This is a genomic window from Bradyrhizobium sp. HKCCYLRH2047 (assembly GCF_051168175.1).
Lineage (GTDB): Bacteria > Pseudomonadota > Alphaproteobacteria > Rhizobiales > Xanthobacteraceae > Bradyrhizobium.
This window is the reverse complement of the sequence record NZ_JBNPUM010000002.1, coordinates 664825-681644: the sequence shown is the minus strand read 5'-3', so window position 1 is coordinate 681644 and position 16820 is coordinate 664825. Positions and strand designations below refer to the sequence as shown.

Annotated in this window: 13 protein-coding genes; 7 read left to right on the top strand and 6 right to left on the bottom strand. The window is 65.7% G+C overall.

The annotated features are described in order from the left end of the window. Positions 1-99 precede the first annotated feature (99 nt). The 4 genes from ACQR1D_RS06670 (at position 100) to ACQR1D_RS06655 (ending at position 7544) form a co-directional block, all read left to right on the top strand. A complete protein-coding gene (locus ACQR1D_RS06670) occupies positions 100-1218 on the top strand; it encodes a ring-opening amidohydrolase (protein WP_434893741.1) in 1119 nt (372 codons plus the stop codon). A gap of 271 nt (positions 1219-1489) precedes the next feature. Continuing rightward, positions 1490-3883, top strand: a complete 2394-nt coding sequence (locus tag ACQR1D_RS06665) for a TonB-dependent receptor (RefSeq protein ID WP_434893742.1) — start codon at positions 1490-1492, stop codon at positions 3881-3883. Between the two features lie 399 nt (positions 3884-4282). Continuing rightward, positions 4283-6814, top strand: a complete 2532-nt coding sequence (locus ACQR1D_RS06660) for a TonB-dependent receptor (RefSeq protein WP_434873569.1) — start codon at positions 4283-4285, stop codon at positions 6812-6814. 40 nt (positions 6815-6854) lie between these two features. Continuing rightward, entirely contained in the window at positions 6855-7544 is a 690-nt protein-coding gene (locus tag ACQR1D_RS06655) for a Fe2+-dependent dioxygenase (protein ID WP_434839619.1), read from the top strand. A 1013-nt stretch (positions 7545-8557) separates the two neighbouring features. Here the strand turns inward: ACQR1D_RS06655 and ACQR1D_RS06650 are convergent. After that, on the bottom strand, positions 8558-8767 hold the full coding sequence (locus tag ACQR1D_RS06650; protein ID WP_434893743.1) for a hypothetical protein: 210 nt from the start codon (positions 8765-8767) through the stop codon (positions 8558-8560). Positions 8768-8792: 25 nt separating this feature from the next. Here ACQR1D_RS06650 and exbB point away from each other — a divergent pair, with 25 nt between their 5' ends. The 3 genes from exbB to ACQR1D_RS06635 are packed head-to-tail and all read left to right on the top strand — an operon-like array spanning position 8793 to position 10886. Further along, on the top strand, positions 8793-9617 hold the full coding sequence (exbB, locus tag ACQR1D_RS06645; protein WP_434893744.1) for a tonB-system energizer ExbB: 825 nt from the start codon (positions 8793-8795) through the stop codon (positions 9615-9617). Positions 9618-9621: 4 nt separating this feature from the next. Then, complete coding sequence (gene exbD, locus ACQR1D_RS06640) at positions 9622-10071, top strand: TonB system transport protein ExbD (protein ID WP_315736414.1); 450 nt, start codon at positions 9622-9624, stop codon at positions 10069-10071. A 26-nt stretch (positions 10072-10097) separates the two neighbouring features. Further along, on the top strand, positions 10098-10886 hold the full coding sequence (locus ACQR1D_RS06635; RefSeq protein WP_434839617.1) for a TonB family protein: 789 nt from the start codon (positions 10098-10100) through the stop codon (positions 10884-10886). A gap of 278 nt (positions 10887-11164) precedes the next feature. Here the strand turns inward: ACQR1D_RS06635 and ACQR1D_RS06630 are convergent, their stop codons facing one another. The 5 genes from ACQR1D_RS06630 to ACQR1D_RS06610 form a co-directional block, all read right to left on the bottom strand. Further along, on the bottom strand, positions 11165-12943 hold the full coding sequence (locus tag ACQR1D_RS06630; RefSeq protein ID WP_434893745.1) for an outer membrane beta-barrel protein: 1779 nt from the start codon (positions 12941-12943) through the stop codon (positions 11165-11167). A gap of 174 nt (positions 12944-13117) precedes the next feature. Then, entirely contained in the window at positions 13118-13459 is a 342-nt protein-coding gene (locus ACQR1D_RS06625; protein ID WP_315802677.1) for a cupredoxin domain-containing protein, read from the bottom strand. Between the two features lie 614 nt (positions 13460-14073). Then, positions 14074-14847 carry a cytochrome b/b6 domain-containing protein gene (locus ACQR1D_RS06620; RefSeq protein ID WP_315802869.1) on the bottom strand — a complete coding sequence of 258 codons (774 nt, stop codon included), beginning with the start codon at positions 14845-14847 and terminating at the stop codon, positions 14074-14076. A gap of 10 nt (positions 14848-14857) precedes the next feature. After that, positions 14858-15136: a PepSY domain-containing protein gene (locus tag ACQR1D_RS06615; protein WP_434839615.1), complete on the bottom strand. Its 279-nt coding sequence runs from the start codon at positions 15134-15136 to the stop codon at positions 14858-14860. 1074 nt (positions 15137-16210) lie between these two features. Next, positions 16211-16819: a DUF4399 domain-containing protein gene (locus tag ACQR1D_RS06610; protein WP_315802675.1), complete on the bottom strand. Its 609-nt coding sequence runs from the start codon at positions 16817-16819 to the stop codon at positions 16211-16213. Between the last annotated feature and the right edge of the window lies 1 nt (position 16820).

The following is a 16820-nucleotide window of genomic DNA, read 5'->3' as shown; positions in this document are numbered from 1 at the left end:
GGGAATGCCGAGGATAGCATGCGGGCCATTGCCAAACACCGTCGCGCGCGGCTTCGTGATTGCCTAGTGTCGCCGGACCGCACCAGAGGAGTTCTCGACATGCCGACCCGGCTGCGCCGCGCCTACGTTCACCGCCTGCCGATGCGGAGCCCGGACGATGTCGGCGCGCTCGAGGCCGGAATCGCGCAAGGGGCGATCGATCCCGCAGGGATCGTCGCCATTCTCGGCAAGACCGAGGGCAATGGCTGCGTCAACGACTTCACCCGCGCCTTCGCCGTGCGCTCGCTGGAGGCGCTGCTCGGCCGATATCTCGCGGCGGACGCCGTGCAGCAGATCGCGATGGTAATGTCCGGCGGCACCGAGGGCGCATTGTCGCCGCACATGATCGTGTTCGAGGCACGCGACGGCGGCGATGCCGCGAAGCCGCGCGATGTGCCGACGTCGCTGGCGCTGGGGCGCGCACGCACGCCGGTGCTGGCGGGCGAGCATCTCGGCCGCATGCCGCAGGTCGAGCTCGTGGCCGCCGGCGTGCGTGCGGCGATGGCCGACGCCGGCATCGACGATCCCGCCAACGTTCACTACGTACAGGTGAAATGCCCGCTGCTGACGATGGAGCGGATCGAGGCGGTCGAGGCCCGGGGACAGCGCACCGCCGTGCGCGATACGCTGAAGTCGATGGGCTTTTCGCGCGGCGCCTCGGCGCTCGGGGTCGCCGTCGCGCTCGGCGAGCTCGCAGCCGGCGATCTGTCCGATGCGACGATCTGCGCGGATGTCTCGCGCTACAGCGGGCGCGCGGCCACCTCGGGCGGCGTCGAGCTGCTCGACCACGAGATCATGGTGGCCGGCATGTCGGCCAAGTGGAGCGGGCCGCTCGCGATCGATCATGCCGTCATGGGCGATGCCATCGACATCGAGCCGGCGCGGCAGGCGCTCGCCCGGCTCGGCCTGAACGTGACGGGCCAGGTGCCGGCGGCCGACCGCAGCCGCATCGCCGCGGTGCTCGCCAAGGCGGAGGCGGCGCAGAGCGGCCGGCTGCGCGGCCAGCGGCATACCATGCTCGACGACAGCGACGTCTCCTCGACCCGCCATGCCCGCGCCTTCGTCGGCGGCGCGCTGGCCGGGCTGTTTGGCTTCACCGACCTGTTCGTCTCGGGCGGCGCTGAGCACCAGGGCCCTGACGGCGGCGGGCCGGTCGCGGTGATCGTCGCGCGCGGCTAGATCGGCGGTATCGAGATCCGGCAGGCGCCGCTCCCGCGGTTTGCGGAGACCTCGCGGGAGTTTGGGCGCGACCGGTAACGAATAACCAACAGACCCTTACCTGCGACTGATTATCACATGCATTAGGTACGATCATCCCAGGCGGGCCACCAGCGCAACCCGTTTTGGTCGAATTTCGAGGACTTGTTGAGAGGCGTTCGCAACAGGAGTGATCCTGATGGCGAATCCACGAACAAGATTTGTCCTTGAGTAGCCATTGGGGTGGTTGAGTATGGGTCGAGCCGTCTTTCCAGCAAGCTTGCGCGGGGGCACCGCGCTTCGAGGCGATCCCTCCGCTGATGTATCGGGGGTCAAGGTGTCGGCGGTCGCGGGGCTGATCGCCGTCGCCTCGTTCTCCGGCGCCGAGGCGCAGCAGGCGCCCCTGCCCTCCGTCACCGTCGAAGCGCCGGCCGCGCGCGCCAAGCCGGCGCCGTCGCGGCCGTCGGCCGACCAGGTCCGCGCCCGCAGCGCGCTGCGCCGCGCGGCCCGCCAGCCGCAGCAGCCGCCGGCTCAGACCGGACCGCAGACGCCGCCCGACGCCAACCCTTACGCGGACGCGGCCGCGCCCTACAAGGTCGACCGCGTCGCTTCCGGCAAGTTCACCGAGAAGCTGGTGAACACGCCGAAGACCATCACCGTGATGAGCAAGGAGGTGCTGGAGGACAAGCACGTCACCACGCTGAAGGAGGTCGGCCGCTCGACCGCGGGCGTCACGCTCGGCTCGGGCGAAGGCGGCAACGCGTTCGGCGACCGCTTCTTCATCCGCGGCTTCGATGCCCGCAACGACATCTTCATCGACGGCATCCGCGATCCCGCCGTGTCGGTGCGCGAGAACTTCTTCACCGAGCAGGTCGAGATCCTGCGCGGTCCCGCCTCGGCCTATGCCGGCCGCGGCACCGCGGGAGGTGCCATCAACATCATCACCAAGCAGGCCGGCGACCGCAATTTCACCAACGCGGAGTCGACCCTCGGCACCGACCAGACCAAGCGCGTGACGCTCGACGTCAACCAGACGATCTCGCCGACCTTCTCGGTGCGCACCGGCGGCCTGTTCCAGGACGCCAATGTCGCGGGACGCGACCACGTCACCGACGACCGCTGGGGCGGCTTCATCTCGACCAAGTGGACTCCGACGGACTCGCTGAAGGTCACGACCAACTACGTCCACACCGACCTCTCCGGCTATCCGGATTTCGGCGTGCCGTTCTACAAGCAGGGCAACATTCCGGCGACCTCGGCCGGCATCCCGCGCAACAATTGGTACGGCTTCCTCAACCGCGACTTCCAGGCCGCGCGGCAGGATTTCGGCACGCTCGCGGGCGAGCTCAAGCTCAGCGACAGCGTGACCTTCACCAGCAAGCTGCGCGGCGAGCATTCCGAGCTGAACTACATCGGCACCCTGCCGAATGCGAGCGTGGCGGGAACGGCCAGCCCCGATCCGACCAAATGGTTCTTCAATGCCAGCGCGCAGAGCCGCTATCAGACCGTCGACAACTGGGCCAACCAGAACGACCTGACGTTCAAATACGACACCGGCCCGGTCAAGCACACCACGGTGGTCGGCACCGAGTTCTCCAAGGAGAACATCTCGATCGACCGCTACGCCGGGCTGACCTCGGAGGCGTTCGGCTCGCAGGGCACCACCGGCGGGGGCTTGCAGAACCAGAATATGTTCAGCCCCGCCTACACCAACCTGCCGTTCACGACCGTGCCGTTCCTGACCGGCAATCCGACCCGCTACGACGTCGACAGCAAGAGCGCCTATGTGATCGACACCGCGAACTGGCGCGACACCCTCATCCTCACCGGCGGCCTGCGCTATGACGGCTACGCGATGCGCTCGTCGAACAACACCGCCTCGGCGACCGTCGATTCCGACCTGATCAACTACAATCTCGGTCTCGTCTACAAGCCGCTGCCGATCGGCAGCCTCTATGCGGCCTACGCGACCTCCGCCAATCCGTTCGGCTCCGAGCTCGACGGCACCGCCACCGACTACGGCGGCATTCCGCCGAACAGCACCATCATCCTCGGGCCCGAGCGCAACAAGGGCGCCGAGATCGGCACCAAATGGGAGCTGGTCGACCGCCATCTGCTGGTGACCGGCGCGCTGTTCCAGACGGTGAAGGAGAACGCCCGCGAGACCGTCAACGGCCTTCTGACCTCGGGCGCGGCCTATCGCATCCAGGGCATCGACATCGAGGCCGAAGGCAAGCTCACCGACCGCTGGAGCATCTTCGGCGGCCTGGTGCTGATGCAGTCCAAGGTGACGCAGAGCGGCGTCGCGTCCAATACCGGACTGCAGCTCGCCAACATCGCGCACCAGTCGCTGAGCGTGCTGACCAAGTACAAGTTCGACGACGGCTGGGAGATCGGCGGCCAGGCCGTCTACCGCTCGAAAGTGTTCGGCGGCACGTTCGCGGCCAACACCGGCAACGAGCTGCCGAGCTACTGGCGGTTCGATGCCTTCGTGGAGAAGCAGATCGACAAGAACTGGAGCATGAAGGTCTATGCCCAGAACCTCACCAACCAGCTCTATTACGACACCTTCTACCGCAGCAACGTGCCGTTCACCCAGGTCGCTCCCGGCCGTGCGTTCTACCTGATCACGACGGCGAAGTTCTAAGGCCGCGCGCGTCCCGGTCGGGAAACAGATTCGCCAGATTCCCGCCGCATCTCGCGATGCGGCGGGAAGCAGCTCGAACCGCAGATCGCCGAAGTGATCATCAAGCGCACGATTTACCTCGCGGGACGGGGTGCAGGCCGGCCAATTCTCCCATCAGCAATTGAATGATGGAGATCAGCTCAACCAGGAGGTTTCAAGTGTTGCCGTGACGCGACACTTTGCGAACAACTCTCATTTTCAGAAATGGATGGAAACTTTTCGCATTCCAGCCACCGGCGGAACCAGCTTTGGACCGCTTTCCCCCGCTTCTTGACTTGCATTCGCAACAGGCACGCGCCGGTTGCGGGCGTTCAAACGAACCCAAGTCAGAGTTTTGCGTAACGAATGGGGTGGTCGAGTATGGGTAAGGCAATCTTTCCAAGGAGCTTGCGAGGGGCAAGCGGGCACGAGTGGGAGCCATCTCCCGAGATTTCCGGCGTGAAAGTCTCGGCAGTCGCGAGCCTGATCGCGGTTGCCTCGTTCTCCAGTGCCGAAGCCCAGCAGGCGCCGCTGCCGTCCGTCAACGTCGAAGCCCCGGTCGCGCGTCCCAAGCCGGCCGCCTCGCGTCCGACCGCGGACCAGGTCCGCGCCCGCGACGCGATGCGCCGCGCCGCCCGCCAGCAACAGCAGCAGCAGGCCGCGGCGCCGAAGAGCAATCTGCCGCCCGACCGCAACCCCTATTCCAGCCCCGCCTCCGACTACAAGGGCGAGCGGCTGCAGGCTTCCGGCAAGTTTCCGGAGAAGCTGCTCAACACGCCGAAGACCGTGACGGTGCTGAGCAAGGAGATCCTGGCCGACAAGAACTCCACCAGCCTCAAATCCGCCGTGCTTTCCACCGCCGGCGTGACGCTCGGCACCGGCGAAGGCGGCAACGCGTTCGGCGACCGCTTCTTCATCCGCGGCTTCGACGCCCGCAACGACGTCTTCATCGACGGCGTGCGTGACGCCGGCGTCTCCGTGCGCGAGAACTTCTTCACCGAGCAGGTCGAGATCCTGCGCGGCCCGAACTCCTCGTTCGCCGGCCGCGGCACCACCGGCGGCGCCATCAACATCGTGACCAAGCAGGCCACGACCGAGAACAGCTTCTACAACATGGACACCACGCTCGGCACCGACCGCACCAAGCGCGTGGTGATCGACGTCAACCAGAAGATCACGCCGACCTTCGCCGCGCGCGTCGGCGGCCTGTTCCAGGATGCCGGCGTCGCAGGCCGCGACTACGTCACCGACAACCGCAACGGCGGCTTCATCGCCACCAAGTGGACGCCGCTCGACACCGTGACGCTGTCCGCCAACTACATCCACAACGAGGTGACGGGACGTCCGGACTTCGGCGTACCGTATTATCGGCCGAGCACGCTCACCGCCGGCGCGCCGTTCCCCGAGGTCGGCGCTCCGCGCAACGCCTGGTACGGCTTCGTCAACCGCGACTTCTCGCGCGTCGGACAGGACATCGGCACGCTCAATGCCGAGGTGAAGGTCACCCCCGACCTGACGATCTCCGACAAGTTCCGGGTATCGCGCTCGACCCTGAACTATATCGGCACTCTGCCGGAAGGCCCGACGCTCACCAATCCTCTCTCGAACTCGGTGATCCGGGCCAATCCGCAGAGCCGCTTCCAGCAGACCGACGTGCTCGCCAACCAGCTCGAGGCGACCTACAAGTTCGACACCGGCAACTTCAGGCATACCGTGCTCGCCGGCCTCGAGGTCTCGCAGGAAAAGGCGCTCATCAACAGCTACACCGGCCTGACCTCCGAGCAGCAAGGCCTCGCGTTCGCCGGCAGCGGTTCGCTGTCGGGCGTGAGCGTGTTCAACCCGCAGTTCACCAACCTGCCGTTCGGCATTCCGTCGCTGGGACAATTCCCGACGAACGTGAAGATCGACTCGGCGAGCGTCTACGCCCTGGACAGCGTCAACTACCGCGATCTCGTCATCCTCAACGGCGGCGTGCGCTATGACAAATACGACGTTCGGGTCGATGGCTTCGGGACGGTCAACGGCGTCGCCAACACGCCGGGCTCGACCGCGGCCTCCAGCGGCATGCCGAACTTCAACGTCGGCATGACGTTGAAGCCGGTGCCCTACGCCAGCTTCTATGCGGCCTACGCCACGTCGTCGAACCCGGTCGGCGCCGAGTTCGACGGTCTCAGCCCGCAATATGGCGGCCTGTCGGCGGTGACCAATGGCGGCGCCAACCAGATCTTCGGGCCGGAGAAGAACACCTCGATCGAGATCGGCACCAAATGGGAGCTGCTCGACGGCCGCCTGCTGGTCACGGGCGCCTTGTTCCAGACCGAGAAGGAGAATGCCCGCGAGTCGCGCAACATCACCAGCGCCGCGCAGGCCACCGCGGACTGCCCGTATCCGGCAGGCACCGTCGGCTCCGTGCCGTGTCTCTCGGCCGGTGCCGCCTACCGCATCCGCGGCATCGATCTGCAGGCGGGCGGCAAGCTGACTGACAAATGGAGCATCTTCGGCGGCATCGTGCTGATGCAGTCGGAGGTCACGAAGTCGAACATCCCGCCGGCCAACACCGCGCTGTTCACCAGCAATGTCGGCCTGCAGCTCGCCAACACCGCGCACCAGTCGTTCAGCCTGCTGACGAAGTACCAGATCAACGACACCTGGGAGATCGGCGGCCAGGCAGTGTACCGCTCGAAGATCTTCGGCGGCACCTGGCTGGCGGCGAACCAGGGCACCGAGCTGCCGAGCTACTGGCGCTTCGACGCGTTCGCGGAAGCCAAGCTCGACAAGAACTGGACGGCGAAGCTGTTCGTTGCCAACATCTTCGACAAGCTCTACTACGACGCTCTCTATCAGAGTGCCACCCCGTTCGTGCTCGTCGGTCCGGGACGAAGCGCATCGATCGTCCTGTCAGGACGGTTCTGATCGCTCACCCAAGCCGGGGCCTACATCAAGTGATGAGTTCATGCTGATCTGTGTCCCCGGAATTCTGAGCAAAGACGATGTGGCGGATTTCCGCCGCATCATGGACTCCAGCGACTGGGAGGACGGCCGCTCGACGGCCGGCGCCCAGTCGGCCATGGTCAAGCGCAACGAGCAGTTGCCGCCCGACAGCGAGGTGGCGCGCAAGCTCGGCCACCGCATCATCTCGGCGATGACCGCCAATCCGCGCTTTCTCGCCGCCGCGATCCCGCAGCAGATCTTTCCGCCGCTGTTCAACCGCTACAGCGCGCAGTCGGGCCACCATTTCGGCATCCACGTCGACAACGCGGTGCGCGGCGACAAGCTCACCGGCCTGCGCATTCGCACCGACCTCTCGGTCACGCTGTTCCTCTCCGAGCCGGAGGACTACGATGGCGGCGAGCTGGTGATCGAGGATCTGTACGGCTCGCACGAGGTGAAGCTGCCCGCCGGCGACCTCGTGCTGTACCCCGCCTCGAGCCTGCACATGGTCACGCCAGTGACGCGCGGCGTCCGCGTCGCCTCGTTCTTCTGGCTGCAGAGCATGATCCGCGATCCCCTCGCGCGCAGCATGATCTTCGATCTCGATACGACGATCCAGGGTTTGTCGCAGCGGATGGGGCGCGACGATCCGGAAATGGTGCGGCTGACCGGCCTTTATCACAACCTGATCCGCTACTGGGCGGAGAACTGAACTTCCGTCCCCAATCGCGCCGATCACGTTGAGTTCGATCGCCTTTGAGCCGGGTTGCACGAGATGCAGCCCGGCTCATTCGTTTGGATGGCGACCGCTCGCTGTAGCGCTGTTCTCGGCGCTCGCGATGGACCCCCATCCGAGCTCGCATGCGGCAGCTATCTCTTCTCAGTTGATCCGCGTCTTTGGCTTCCGGCAGATCGTCACCGGCGAGCTCCGCGATTCTCCATGCCGGAGAGCTCGTGCGCTTCGCGAACTACGGCCATCCTTTGCAGCCGAAATCGACGTTGATCACGACGAAACGAGAGTCGCGCGGCGCACGGAATGTTTCGAACCATGCCGATCTCAGCAGCACGATGATTCGGTACCGAGGCCTTCTGGCTTGTCGGACGGGATCACAGATGCACGCATAAGTCCTCGCACCGGCCGAACAGGCCCGTCACGCCCCACCGACTAATTAGAATTGATGGAAGACCGAACGGCGGCATTTGCGTGACAGGCAGCCGCATTGGCGACGCCGCGCAACGCGCATCCGCCTCACGGCAGGACTTTCAGGGAGTTAAGACGCGGTGCACGCCATCGAGAGCTGCTACGCAGGTCGCACGATTCGATTTTTCGTTTGGCATCGCACCCACGGCGGCAACGGCCGACATCGATGTTCCCGCTTTGAGTCAACGCGGCGTCTCAAAACAGCCGGGTTAGGACTGGAAACATTACGGAGCGGTTAACTACCAAGGGGTGTTCAGCAACATGTTCAGGATCGTTCTTCAAGTAGGAGCGGTGATCGCAGCCGTTTCGGCCGGCGCCATGGCGCATGCCGAGCAGCCGGCCACGTCGCCGAGACCTGGCCAGGCTGCAACAGCGCCGCAGACCACAGCATCAAATCCAGCGAATGCGACCGGAGCGAAAGCCGTTCAGACTCCGACGACAGCCGCCACCGCGCAGGCGCCTGCAGTTGCGCCCGTCAACACCGCGGCCGGTGCGTCGACTCCCGCTGCGCATGCGGCTCCGGCTCAGAGCATGGCACCGAAGCCGGTGACGACGGGACAGGCATCCACGGCGCCGGCCGTTGCCCAGGCCGCGCCCGCGCCGCAGGTCGCGGCGCCTGCGCCCGCGGCTCCGACGACCAGCGGCGTCGCACCGACGGCTGCGCCGGCTCCGTCTGCTTCCACGCCGCAAGCCGCGGCACCGAGCCAGCCGCCGGCGGCCGCAACGACCGACACCCGACCGTCGACGGCGGCCGAAGCCGTGACTGACGCGGCAGCGGGCGACAAGGCGAAGGACCAGGCAGAGAAGCCGGCGCAAGGCGGCGCGCAGCCGTCAGCTCACGTTCCGCATGATCTGTCGCCATGGTCGATGTTCCTGGCCGCCGACGTTCTCGTGAAGTCGGTCATGATGGGGCTTGCGCTCGCCTCGCTCGCGACCTGGACCGTCTTCATCGCCAAGACCATCGAGTTCTCCATCCTGCGCCGGAAGCTGAGCCGCGCGCTGCGCAAGGTCGACGACGTACGCTGGCTGTCGGAAGCCAAGCTCGCGCTGGGATCACGGCAGAACGTGCTGACGACCCTGATCGATGCCGCCATGCACGAAATCAGGATGTCGTCCGAGCTGCCGTCTCACGGCGTCAACGAGCGCGCTGCGTCGAGCTTCTCCGAGATCGTGCGTGCCGAGGGCCGGCGTTGCCGGACCGGCATGGGCCTGCTCGCCACGATCGGCTCGATCTCGCCCTTCGTCGGCCTGTTCGGCACGGTCTGGGGTATCATGAACAGCTTCATCGGCATCTCGAAGTCGCAGACCACCAACCTCGCCGTCGTCGCGCCCGGCATCGCCGAAGCGCTGCTCGCAACCGCCATCGGCCTCGTCGCCGCGATCCCGGCCGTGATCATCTACAATCACTTCACGCGGGTGACGAAAGGCTACATGGAGCTGGTGAACCGGTCCTCCGGCGCCACCGCCCGGATGTTGTCGCGCGATCTCGATCGCGGCCAGAGCCACCACAGCAGCCATCACGGCGAGCGCTTCGAGCCGATCCACGTCCACTCAGCGCCTCCGATGGCGCTGGCAGCGGAGTAGCTCCATGGCCGTTTCTCTCTCGGAAGGCGATGGCGACGATGATCTCGGCGAGACCAGTGACATCAACGTCACGCCCTTCATCGACGTGATCCTGGTGCTGCTGATCATCTTCATGGTGGCGGCACCCCTGTCGACGGTCGACGTGCCTGTCGATCTCCCGACATCGACGGCCACGCCGCAGAAGAAGCCGGACAAGCCGATCTATGTCAGCATCAAGCCGGATCTGACACTGTTCGTCGGCGAGGAGCAGGTGAAACGGGCGAGCCTGGTGAGCACCCTCGAACACATCCCCGAGGCAGCGAAGGACAAGTTCATCTTCCTGCGCGCCGACCGGGGCGTGGCGTATGGAGAGCTGATGGACGTGATGGAGCTGCTGCGGACCGGCGGCTATCCGAAGATCAAGCTCGTGACTGTCGAAGGCGTCTCACAGGCCGCCGCCCAGGCTGCACATTGAAACCAGTGAAACGACGGAACTGAAGAATGGTCGAACACAAGTATCAGGGAGCGTCGCGCCGCTTGTGGATCTCAGCCGCGATCGGCGCCCTCATGTTGCACGGTGGCGGCGCCGCGCTCGCGGTCGTCCATCTCAGCGGCAATGACGTGGACGGCGGCCTCGGCGCGGCCGGCGCCGAATTCGCGCTCGAGATAGCCTCGCCCCAGGTCGAGGACAACGATCTTCCGCCGGGTCCCGACAGCGACGCGGCCGAAGCTGCGCCGGAGCAGATGCAGCAGACCGCCGAAGTCAAGGAGTCCGACGCCGTCAAGGACAAGCCGACCGAAACCGAGGAGGAGGCCGATCGGGTCGTCACGCAGAACGAACCCAAGAAGCCGGAGAAGGAGGAACAGCAGCAGGCGACTGAGCAGGCCGAGGCGTCGGTCGCATCTGCCGCGCAGGAGGAATCGGCCCGCAAGGCGCTGGACGAGGCCGCGCCGCCGGCCGAGACGGCCAAGGCCCCCAATCCGGGAATGGGCAAGGACAAGCAGAAGCTGACCAACGATTGGGGCCGCAAGATCAGCGCCTATTTCGAACTGCACAAGCGCTATCCGGAAGGCAAGAAGCACAATGGCACGGTCAAGGTGGCGCTGGTGCTGAGCCGGGCCGGCAAGGTGGTGTCCGCGTCCGTCATGCAGTCGTGCGGCGACTCGATGTTCGATGATGCCGCGCTGGCGATGATCCGCCGCTCCGACCCTGTGCCTGCACCGCCGTCCGGACTGACGGACGATCAGTTCAGCTTCAGCCTCGACGTGAACTTCAATCAGAAGAAATAGTCGCGGCCGGACTGCCGCGCAGATCCGGACCTGGCAGCGCTCACGTCGTGGGCGCTGCATTTCATTTTGGAGACTGGAGCCGGGCACTCCCGCCGCGCGTCCACCCGTTGCAGGGGAGCTGTACTACACGGCGAAGCCAGAGCGGGAAACTCCGGCTTCCAGGCTTGCGGCCTTGCCCGGGGGATGACTGTTGGCTGCGTCACGACAAGAAGCGCGATCTCCAGGCACGTCCTCAGAAGACCACAGATGCCGCGCGCGGGTGCGTGCCGGGCTGCCGATCAGTACTGCACCCGTGCCCCGACCTGCACCACGGTCGCCGACAGGTTGTTTTCGCGGAAGTTGGAGCGCGTCTCCTCGCGCCGGACGCTGGCCCTGAGCTGCAGCAGGCGTGAGAACTTGTAGAGCATGCCGAGCTCGACCAGGTAGCGGTTGTCGACCCGCGTCGTGCCGGTGAACGCGTCCTCGCCATAGCCGGCGAGGAACGTGCCGATGAGCCAGGGCTCGAACTGATGCTCGACGCCGACGGTGACGTCGCGCTTGAGCACGCCGGAAATGCCGGGCTCGGTGATCTCCACCACCTGCGACTTGGCCCCCAGCGCGATCGCCGTCTCCTTGGCGAACTGCCATGTCAGATTGGCATCGGCAATGAAGCCGTTGACCGGCTTGAGCATCGGATCCTGGTAGCGGCGCGTCAGGTAGCCGACGGCGACGTCGCCGGTCAGCTTGTCGGCGTAGTTGAATGTCACGCCGGCCTCGACCGCCGTCCCGGTGGAGTCGCGGCGGAAGCCTTCGGCATCGACCGCGATGTCGTGAACGCGGCGATCGACGGCGACGTCGACGAAGGGGCGGATCTCCGGCGTCAGATTGTAGGTGATGCGGCTCTGCGAGCCGTATTGGACGAAGTTGCGATCGGCATTGCTGACGATCTGGCCATCGACGAGCGGCGCGTTCTGGAACGCGACGCGGTCGATAGCGGCCTTGGTCGAGACCTCGACCTCCTCGAACCGCTTGGTGACGCCGGCGGAGCCGCCGACGGTGGAGGCCAGCGGAATCCTGGCGAACCGGCCGGCGAAGCGCGGCGTGCCGGGATCATCGGCATCGACGGCAACGTGGCCCTCGCCGTTGAGCGCAAACGTATCGGTGATGTCGTAGCGCCCATTCACCTTGGCGTCGACGGTAGGCCTGCTGAGCTGCCGGAGCTTTGCATAGTCGATGTAGCCGACGCGCACATCGGCGTTGAGCAGATGCCGCTCGAACTGAGAGCGCACGAGCAGGACCGGCGCAACGCTGACGAAGGCCGAGCCCTTGCCCTGCGGCACACGGCCGGGATTGCTGTCGAAGCCTGAGGACATTTCGAACGCAGGCTTCAGGATGAAGTTTCCCACCGTGATGCCCTTGGGCTCATAGGGGTCTTCCTCCATCATCGGCGGCTGCGGCTGATCCTGCGGCTTCTGCCCCTTGTTCACCGGCGGCAGCCGCATCTTGGGCTTGTCGGCCAGAACGGGCGGAATCGGCTGTGCATCCTGTCGCGGAATCGGCGGCAGATTGCGCGGCAGCACGCCGCGCGTCGCCGGCGGCGGACTGACGGCGAACGCCAGCGCGTCCAGGCAGCGATTGGGGACGTTCGTGACCGACAACCGGCCCGGCGTCGACAGGCAGCCACCGACCAGAAGGCCGGCTGACGGTGTGCCGAAGAAGCCATTGCGGACAGGCGCCAGGCGCGGCGCCGGCTCGCGGCGCGCGGCCTGCGGAAGCGCGCCCGCTCCGGCATCGACCGGAGATCGCGGCCGCGGCGGTGGAGCCTCGTCCACCTGGGTGGCCGCCTTGGGCTCCGGCTCGACGCCACCAGGCGAAACGATCACCTGCGGAATGACCAGCGGTCCGTTGCCGTTGGCAGGCCGCGCCGGCTGCCGGCGGCGATTGGGCACGACTACCACCGGCCCCCCGTCGGAGGCTCCGGGATCTGCATAGGCTCTCACCTGGCTGCTCGGAACGACGGTCTCAGCGGACGACGGCGCGGCTCCAAGCAGCGTCACGAGCAGCACGGTGATCGCCACCGTCTCCTCCTGGCACCGTGAGACGTCGCGACCGATGCCACGTCTGGAAGCGACCGTCTCTCGTGCTGCCCGTTCCAAAAAGCCTCGTCTCCGTCGAGTTCGGCAACCTGCGAAGCGCGGCGCCCGCGGCGTGACGCATTCCGGCATCACGGCGCCGCGGGACCGAAGGCCGGATCACTCGATGATCAGCGCGCCCTTGTTGCCCTGATGGAAATCGTCGAAGAATTCGTAGCGTCCCGGCTTCTGCGCCTTGACCTTCACGACGCCTTCCATGTTCGGCTTGATCACCGTTTCGAACTCCAGCGGCTCGCTCTCGAACTCGACCGGCGCGCCATCCAGATTCTTGACCTTGAACACGATCGGCGTGTTGGCCGGCGCCTTCATCTCCGCCGGCTGAAACTTGTTGTCCTTGACCGATATCTCGATGGTCGTCTCAGCCGCTCCTGCCGGCAGCGCGAACGCCGCGATCAACAGCACGGCGGCTCCCGCTGCCTGTCCCTTCCCAAAGAGATTCATGATTTATGTCCCTGTCCCGAATTCACCCGAATGTGCCGAACGTCTTCCGGCGCTCGCCTGCTTCGACGAGTCTCCGACACTTCATAGAACGACTATGAAGTCCCGAATGCGGCAATTTGCCGTGTCGAAATTTGACAACATCGTTGTGTGCGACAAAGCGCGCGAATTTATTAGTTGTTCGGCGTCGAGGCGCCGCGCAGACGCGTCGGCTCGAGCATCGCCGACGCGCGCCGAATGACAATGACGAACATCAGCGGTCTCCGCGGTCGGGAGCAGCACGATCGCCTTGGCTCGCAGCTGTGCTGATATGAGACACGACAGGTCATGTAGCGCCGTCGCGCACGGCGCGAACCGCACGAGACTCACGATCGACCGCTTACGCTGCGCACGGCACATGCGCGATCCTCATGCACCGGCTCATGGAGACGAGTGCAAGCGAAATGCACGAAGGAACGCGCTCGTGCCGGTCTCATGCGGCATGGGCCGCAATGTGCGTGTGCGTCCATCCGCCTCGAGCCGTGCGCGGACGAGCCTCGCGCGCACCAGAAATGAAATCAGGCGCGGGCCTGCTCGCCCATATCGCCGGCGAGCGCACACGACCGATGCCCGCCGTCTCACCTGCCGACCCCCAGCCGCCTGTCGTGAACGCTGAGGGATCGCGGCATACGCGCAGGCTTCGCGGCGCCGGGCGCCGGATTCACGCGCAGGGGCGGCAGATCGGGGACGACGGATATTTGCTCCTCGTCCGCCACGGGCTCGGGCTCCGGGCTCTGGCGTGCGACGCTGCGCGCCGGCGCGGCGCGCATGATGCCCGGCACGCGCTTGCGTCCCGTGACCATCGCGCGCATCAGGTTCTCCCGCTGCAGCAAGCTCATCCACACCGTGCCGAGCACATGCACGGCGATCAGGGCGATGATGGCATTGGACGACAGCGCATGCGCCTGCTCGATCCAGCCGACGCCGAAGAACCGGACCGAGACCTGCATGACGCCGCTGATGGTCGAGACGATCAGAAGCGCGAGCATCACGACCAGCATCGCGGCCCCCGCCGGGTTCAGCCCGAGATAGCGTCCCGTCTCTCCGCGCAGCATGCCCACGATATACTGAGGCGCCGCCCGCAGCTTGAGGCTGATCCGCGCGAACAGCGAATGACGGCTGCCGATCAGCCCCCAGATCAGCCTGAAGGCGAGAAGACCGATGACGGCATAGCCCGCGAGGCGGTGCAGGCGATCGAAGGTGTTGGGCGTGACGCAGGCGACGAGCACGAAGGCCGCGAGCGACCAGTGCCAGACGCGCAGCGGAAAATCCCAGACCGCCACGGTCCCCGGACGTGAGTTCGCCGGCGTCGGGGAGGCGACGCTCCGCTGCGCCTGGCCTGCGTCACGCATGACCATCAGATCACTTCGCCTTGGTGTGCTTCAGCGCGAGGTCCTCGGGGCTGTAAAACAGCTCATAGAGCTTGCCGCCCTTGACACCGTAAACCTCGTAGCAGGTGCCCTCGATCTTGGTCTGCCGAACCTCGTAGCCCGCGGCCTTCGCCTTCGCCTCGGCTTCGGCGGTGGTCTTCCACGACGCCTTGTCGAGCCTGGTGCAATCCTTGTAGCCGTCGGCGAGCGCCGCGGAGCCCGACGCCAGACCCGCCGCCAAAGCCACGCCTAACAGTTTGATGACCTTCATTATGAAATCCCTCCTCGAAGACTGCGCCATCGGCGCCAACAGCGCTCGATGCGCGGACTACAAAGGGGAGGGAGATTTCAACGAAACTTGGACGTCATCGTCCGCGGTGGATGGCCTCGACCACGCAGGCGCGGCTCGAAACGTTCCGCATCCGGCCGCAATGTCGCTGAGATGCGAACTCACATGCGGTCCAGTCAGGATCGAACCATGTCAGCAGGCTACTGATCTCTTCAGGACTCGACCCCGTGCCGGGTTCCCTGCGCGTTGCAACTGATATTGATTCGCAAGGATGTAGCAGCATCGTCGTGAGGCGTATGCGCTTTGCTCCCGCACAAGGCGTGGCCGGCGCGGCGTGCGGGACCACACTCCCGCCCGATTGCCGCTGTGACCATGGTGAGGCGAGAAAGGAACCGACAGCTACAAGGCTGCGACCTTAAGCCTCAGAAAAATTTTCTGAGCATCGCGATCGTTCGCACGACCAGATCGAGATCGGTGGTGGACGATGACGATGCGGCTGCTTGCGAACGGATCTAGCGGCCGTCAGACGCACATCCGTGCGGACAACGGCAAGGCCATCCTGATCCTGGACGCGGGCGATACTCTTGCCGACACGGACTGCCGACCAGGATGGCGAGTCGCTGCAGGAGAACGACGTGTCGGATGCCTCGGCGACGACGTCCCCGCTTGCATCGGGATCTGCCATGGACGCGCGCCCGGACGAGCGACCGTTGCCGGATGGTGGATCGTCCTTGCCGCCATCGCGCGACAGGCGCCGCCCTCAGCGATGGATCCTCGAGGAGCGACCGAGCTTGCGTCCCACGGTCGCGCGCAAGCCGACGCGCATCACGCGCCCGGCCATTGGGAATCAGGGCTATCGCACTTGACGATACAAGTTTGAGGTCGGCTCCTTCCACACCGTCATGGCCGGGCTCCGTCCCGGCCATCCACGTCGTTCGGCATCCTGGGAAGGACGTGGATGCCCGGGACGGAGCCCGGGCATGACGACGTGGAGGCAGCGCAGCGAAACACTCAGATCTTCATATGCGATAGCCCTGGTTGGGAATGGAGAGGTCGTCACTTCGTCCCGGAGAAGACGCGGCTGATGAAGTCGGAGCTCTCGGGCGACTTCGTCATCTCCGGCGAAGGCTCGGGCTGGGCCGGCGGCTCGGCTGGTACGGACCGGATCTGCGGTCGGTTTCGGACGGTGACGCTGCGCGTCGCCCGCGCCTCCTGCTCGCCTCCGTTCGGCTTGCTCACCGTGATCATGATCTTCTCGGAGATCACGGGCGGATCGAAGTTGAGATGCCTGGTGTCGCCCAGCACCAGCTGCAGCGTGTGCTTGCCGGGCGACAATTCGATCCGCGCCTCGGTCTCCCCCGCTGCGTAATGAACGTGCTTCTTGTCACGCGGAATCTCCTCGCCGGCCTGCATCGTCTCGTCGACGTCGACCAGAAGATGATGATGGCCACTGCCGGCGAAATCGTCGCCCGCATGGGTGACGCCCATGTTGCGCAGTCCGAAGCGGGCGATGAAGGGTCCGGTCACCGTCTCCCCATCCGCAGGAGAGATGAAATACACGCGGGCATCCTTCGCAGCCTTCGTTCCCTTGGCTGGCGCCAATGACGGCGCGAGCACGAGCGATGCGGTCAGGATAAGGCAGAGTCGCGCAGACCTCGGCAGCATG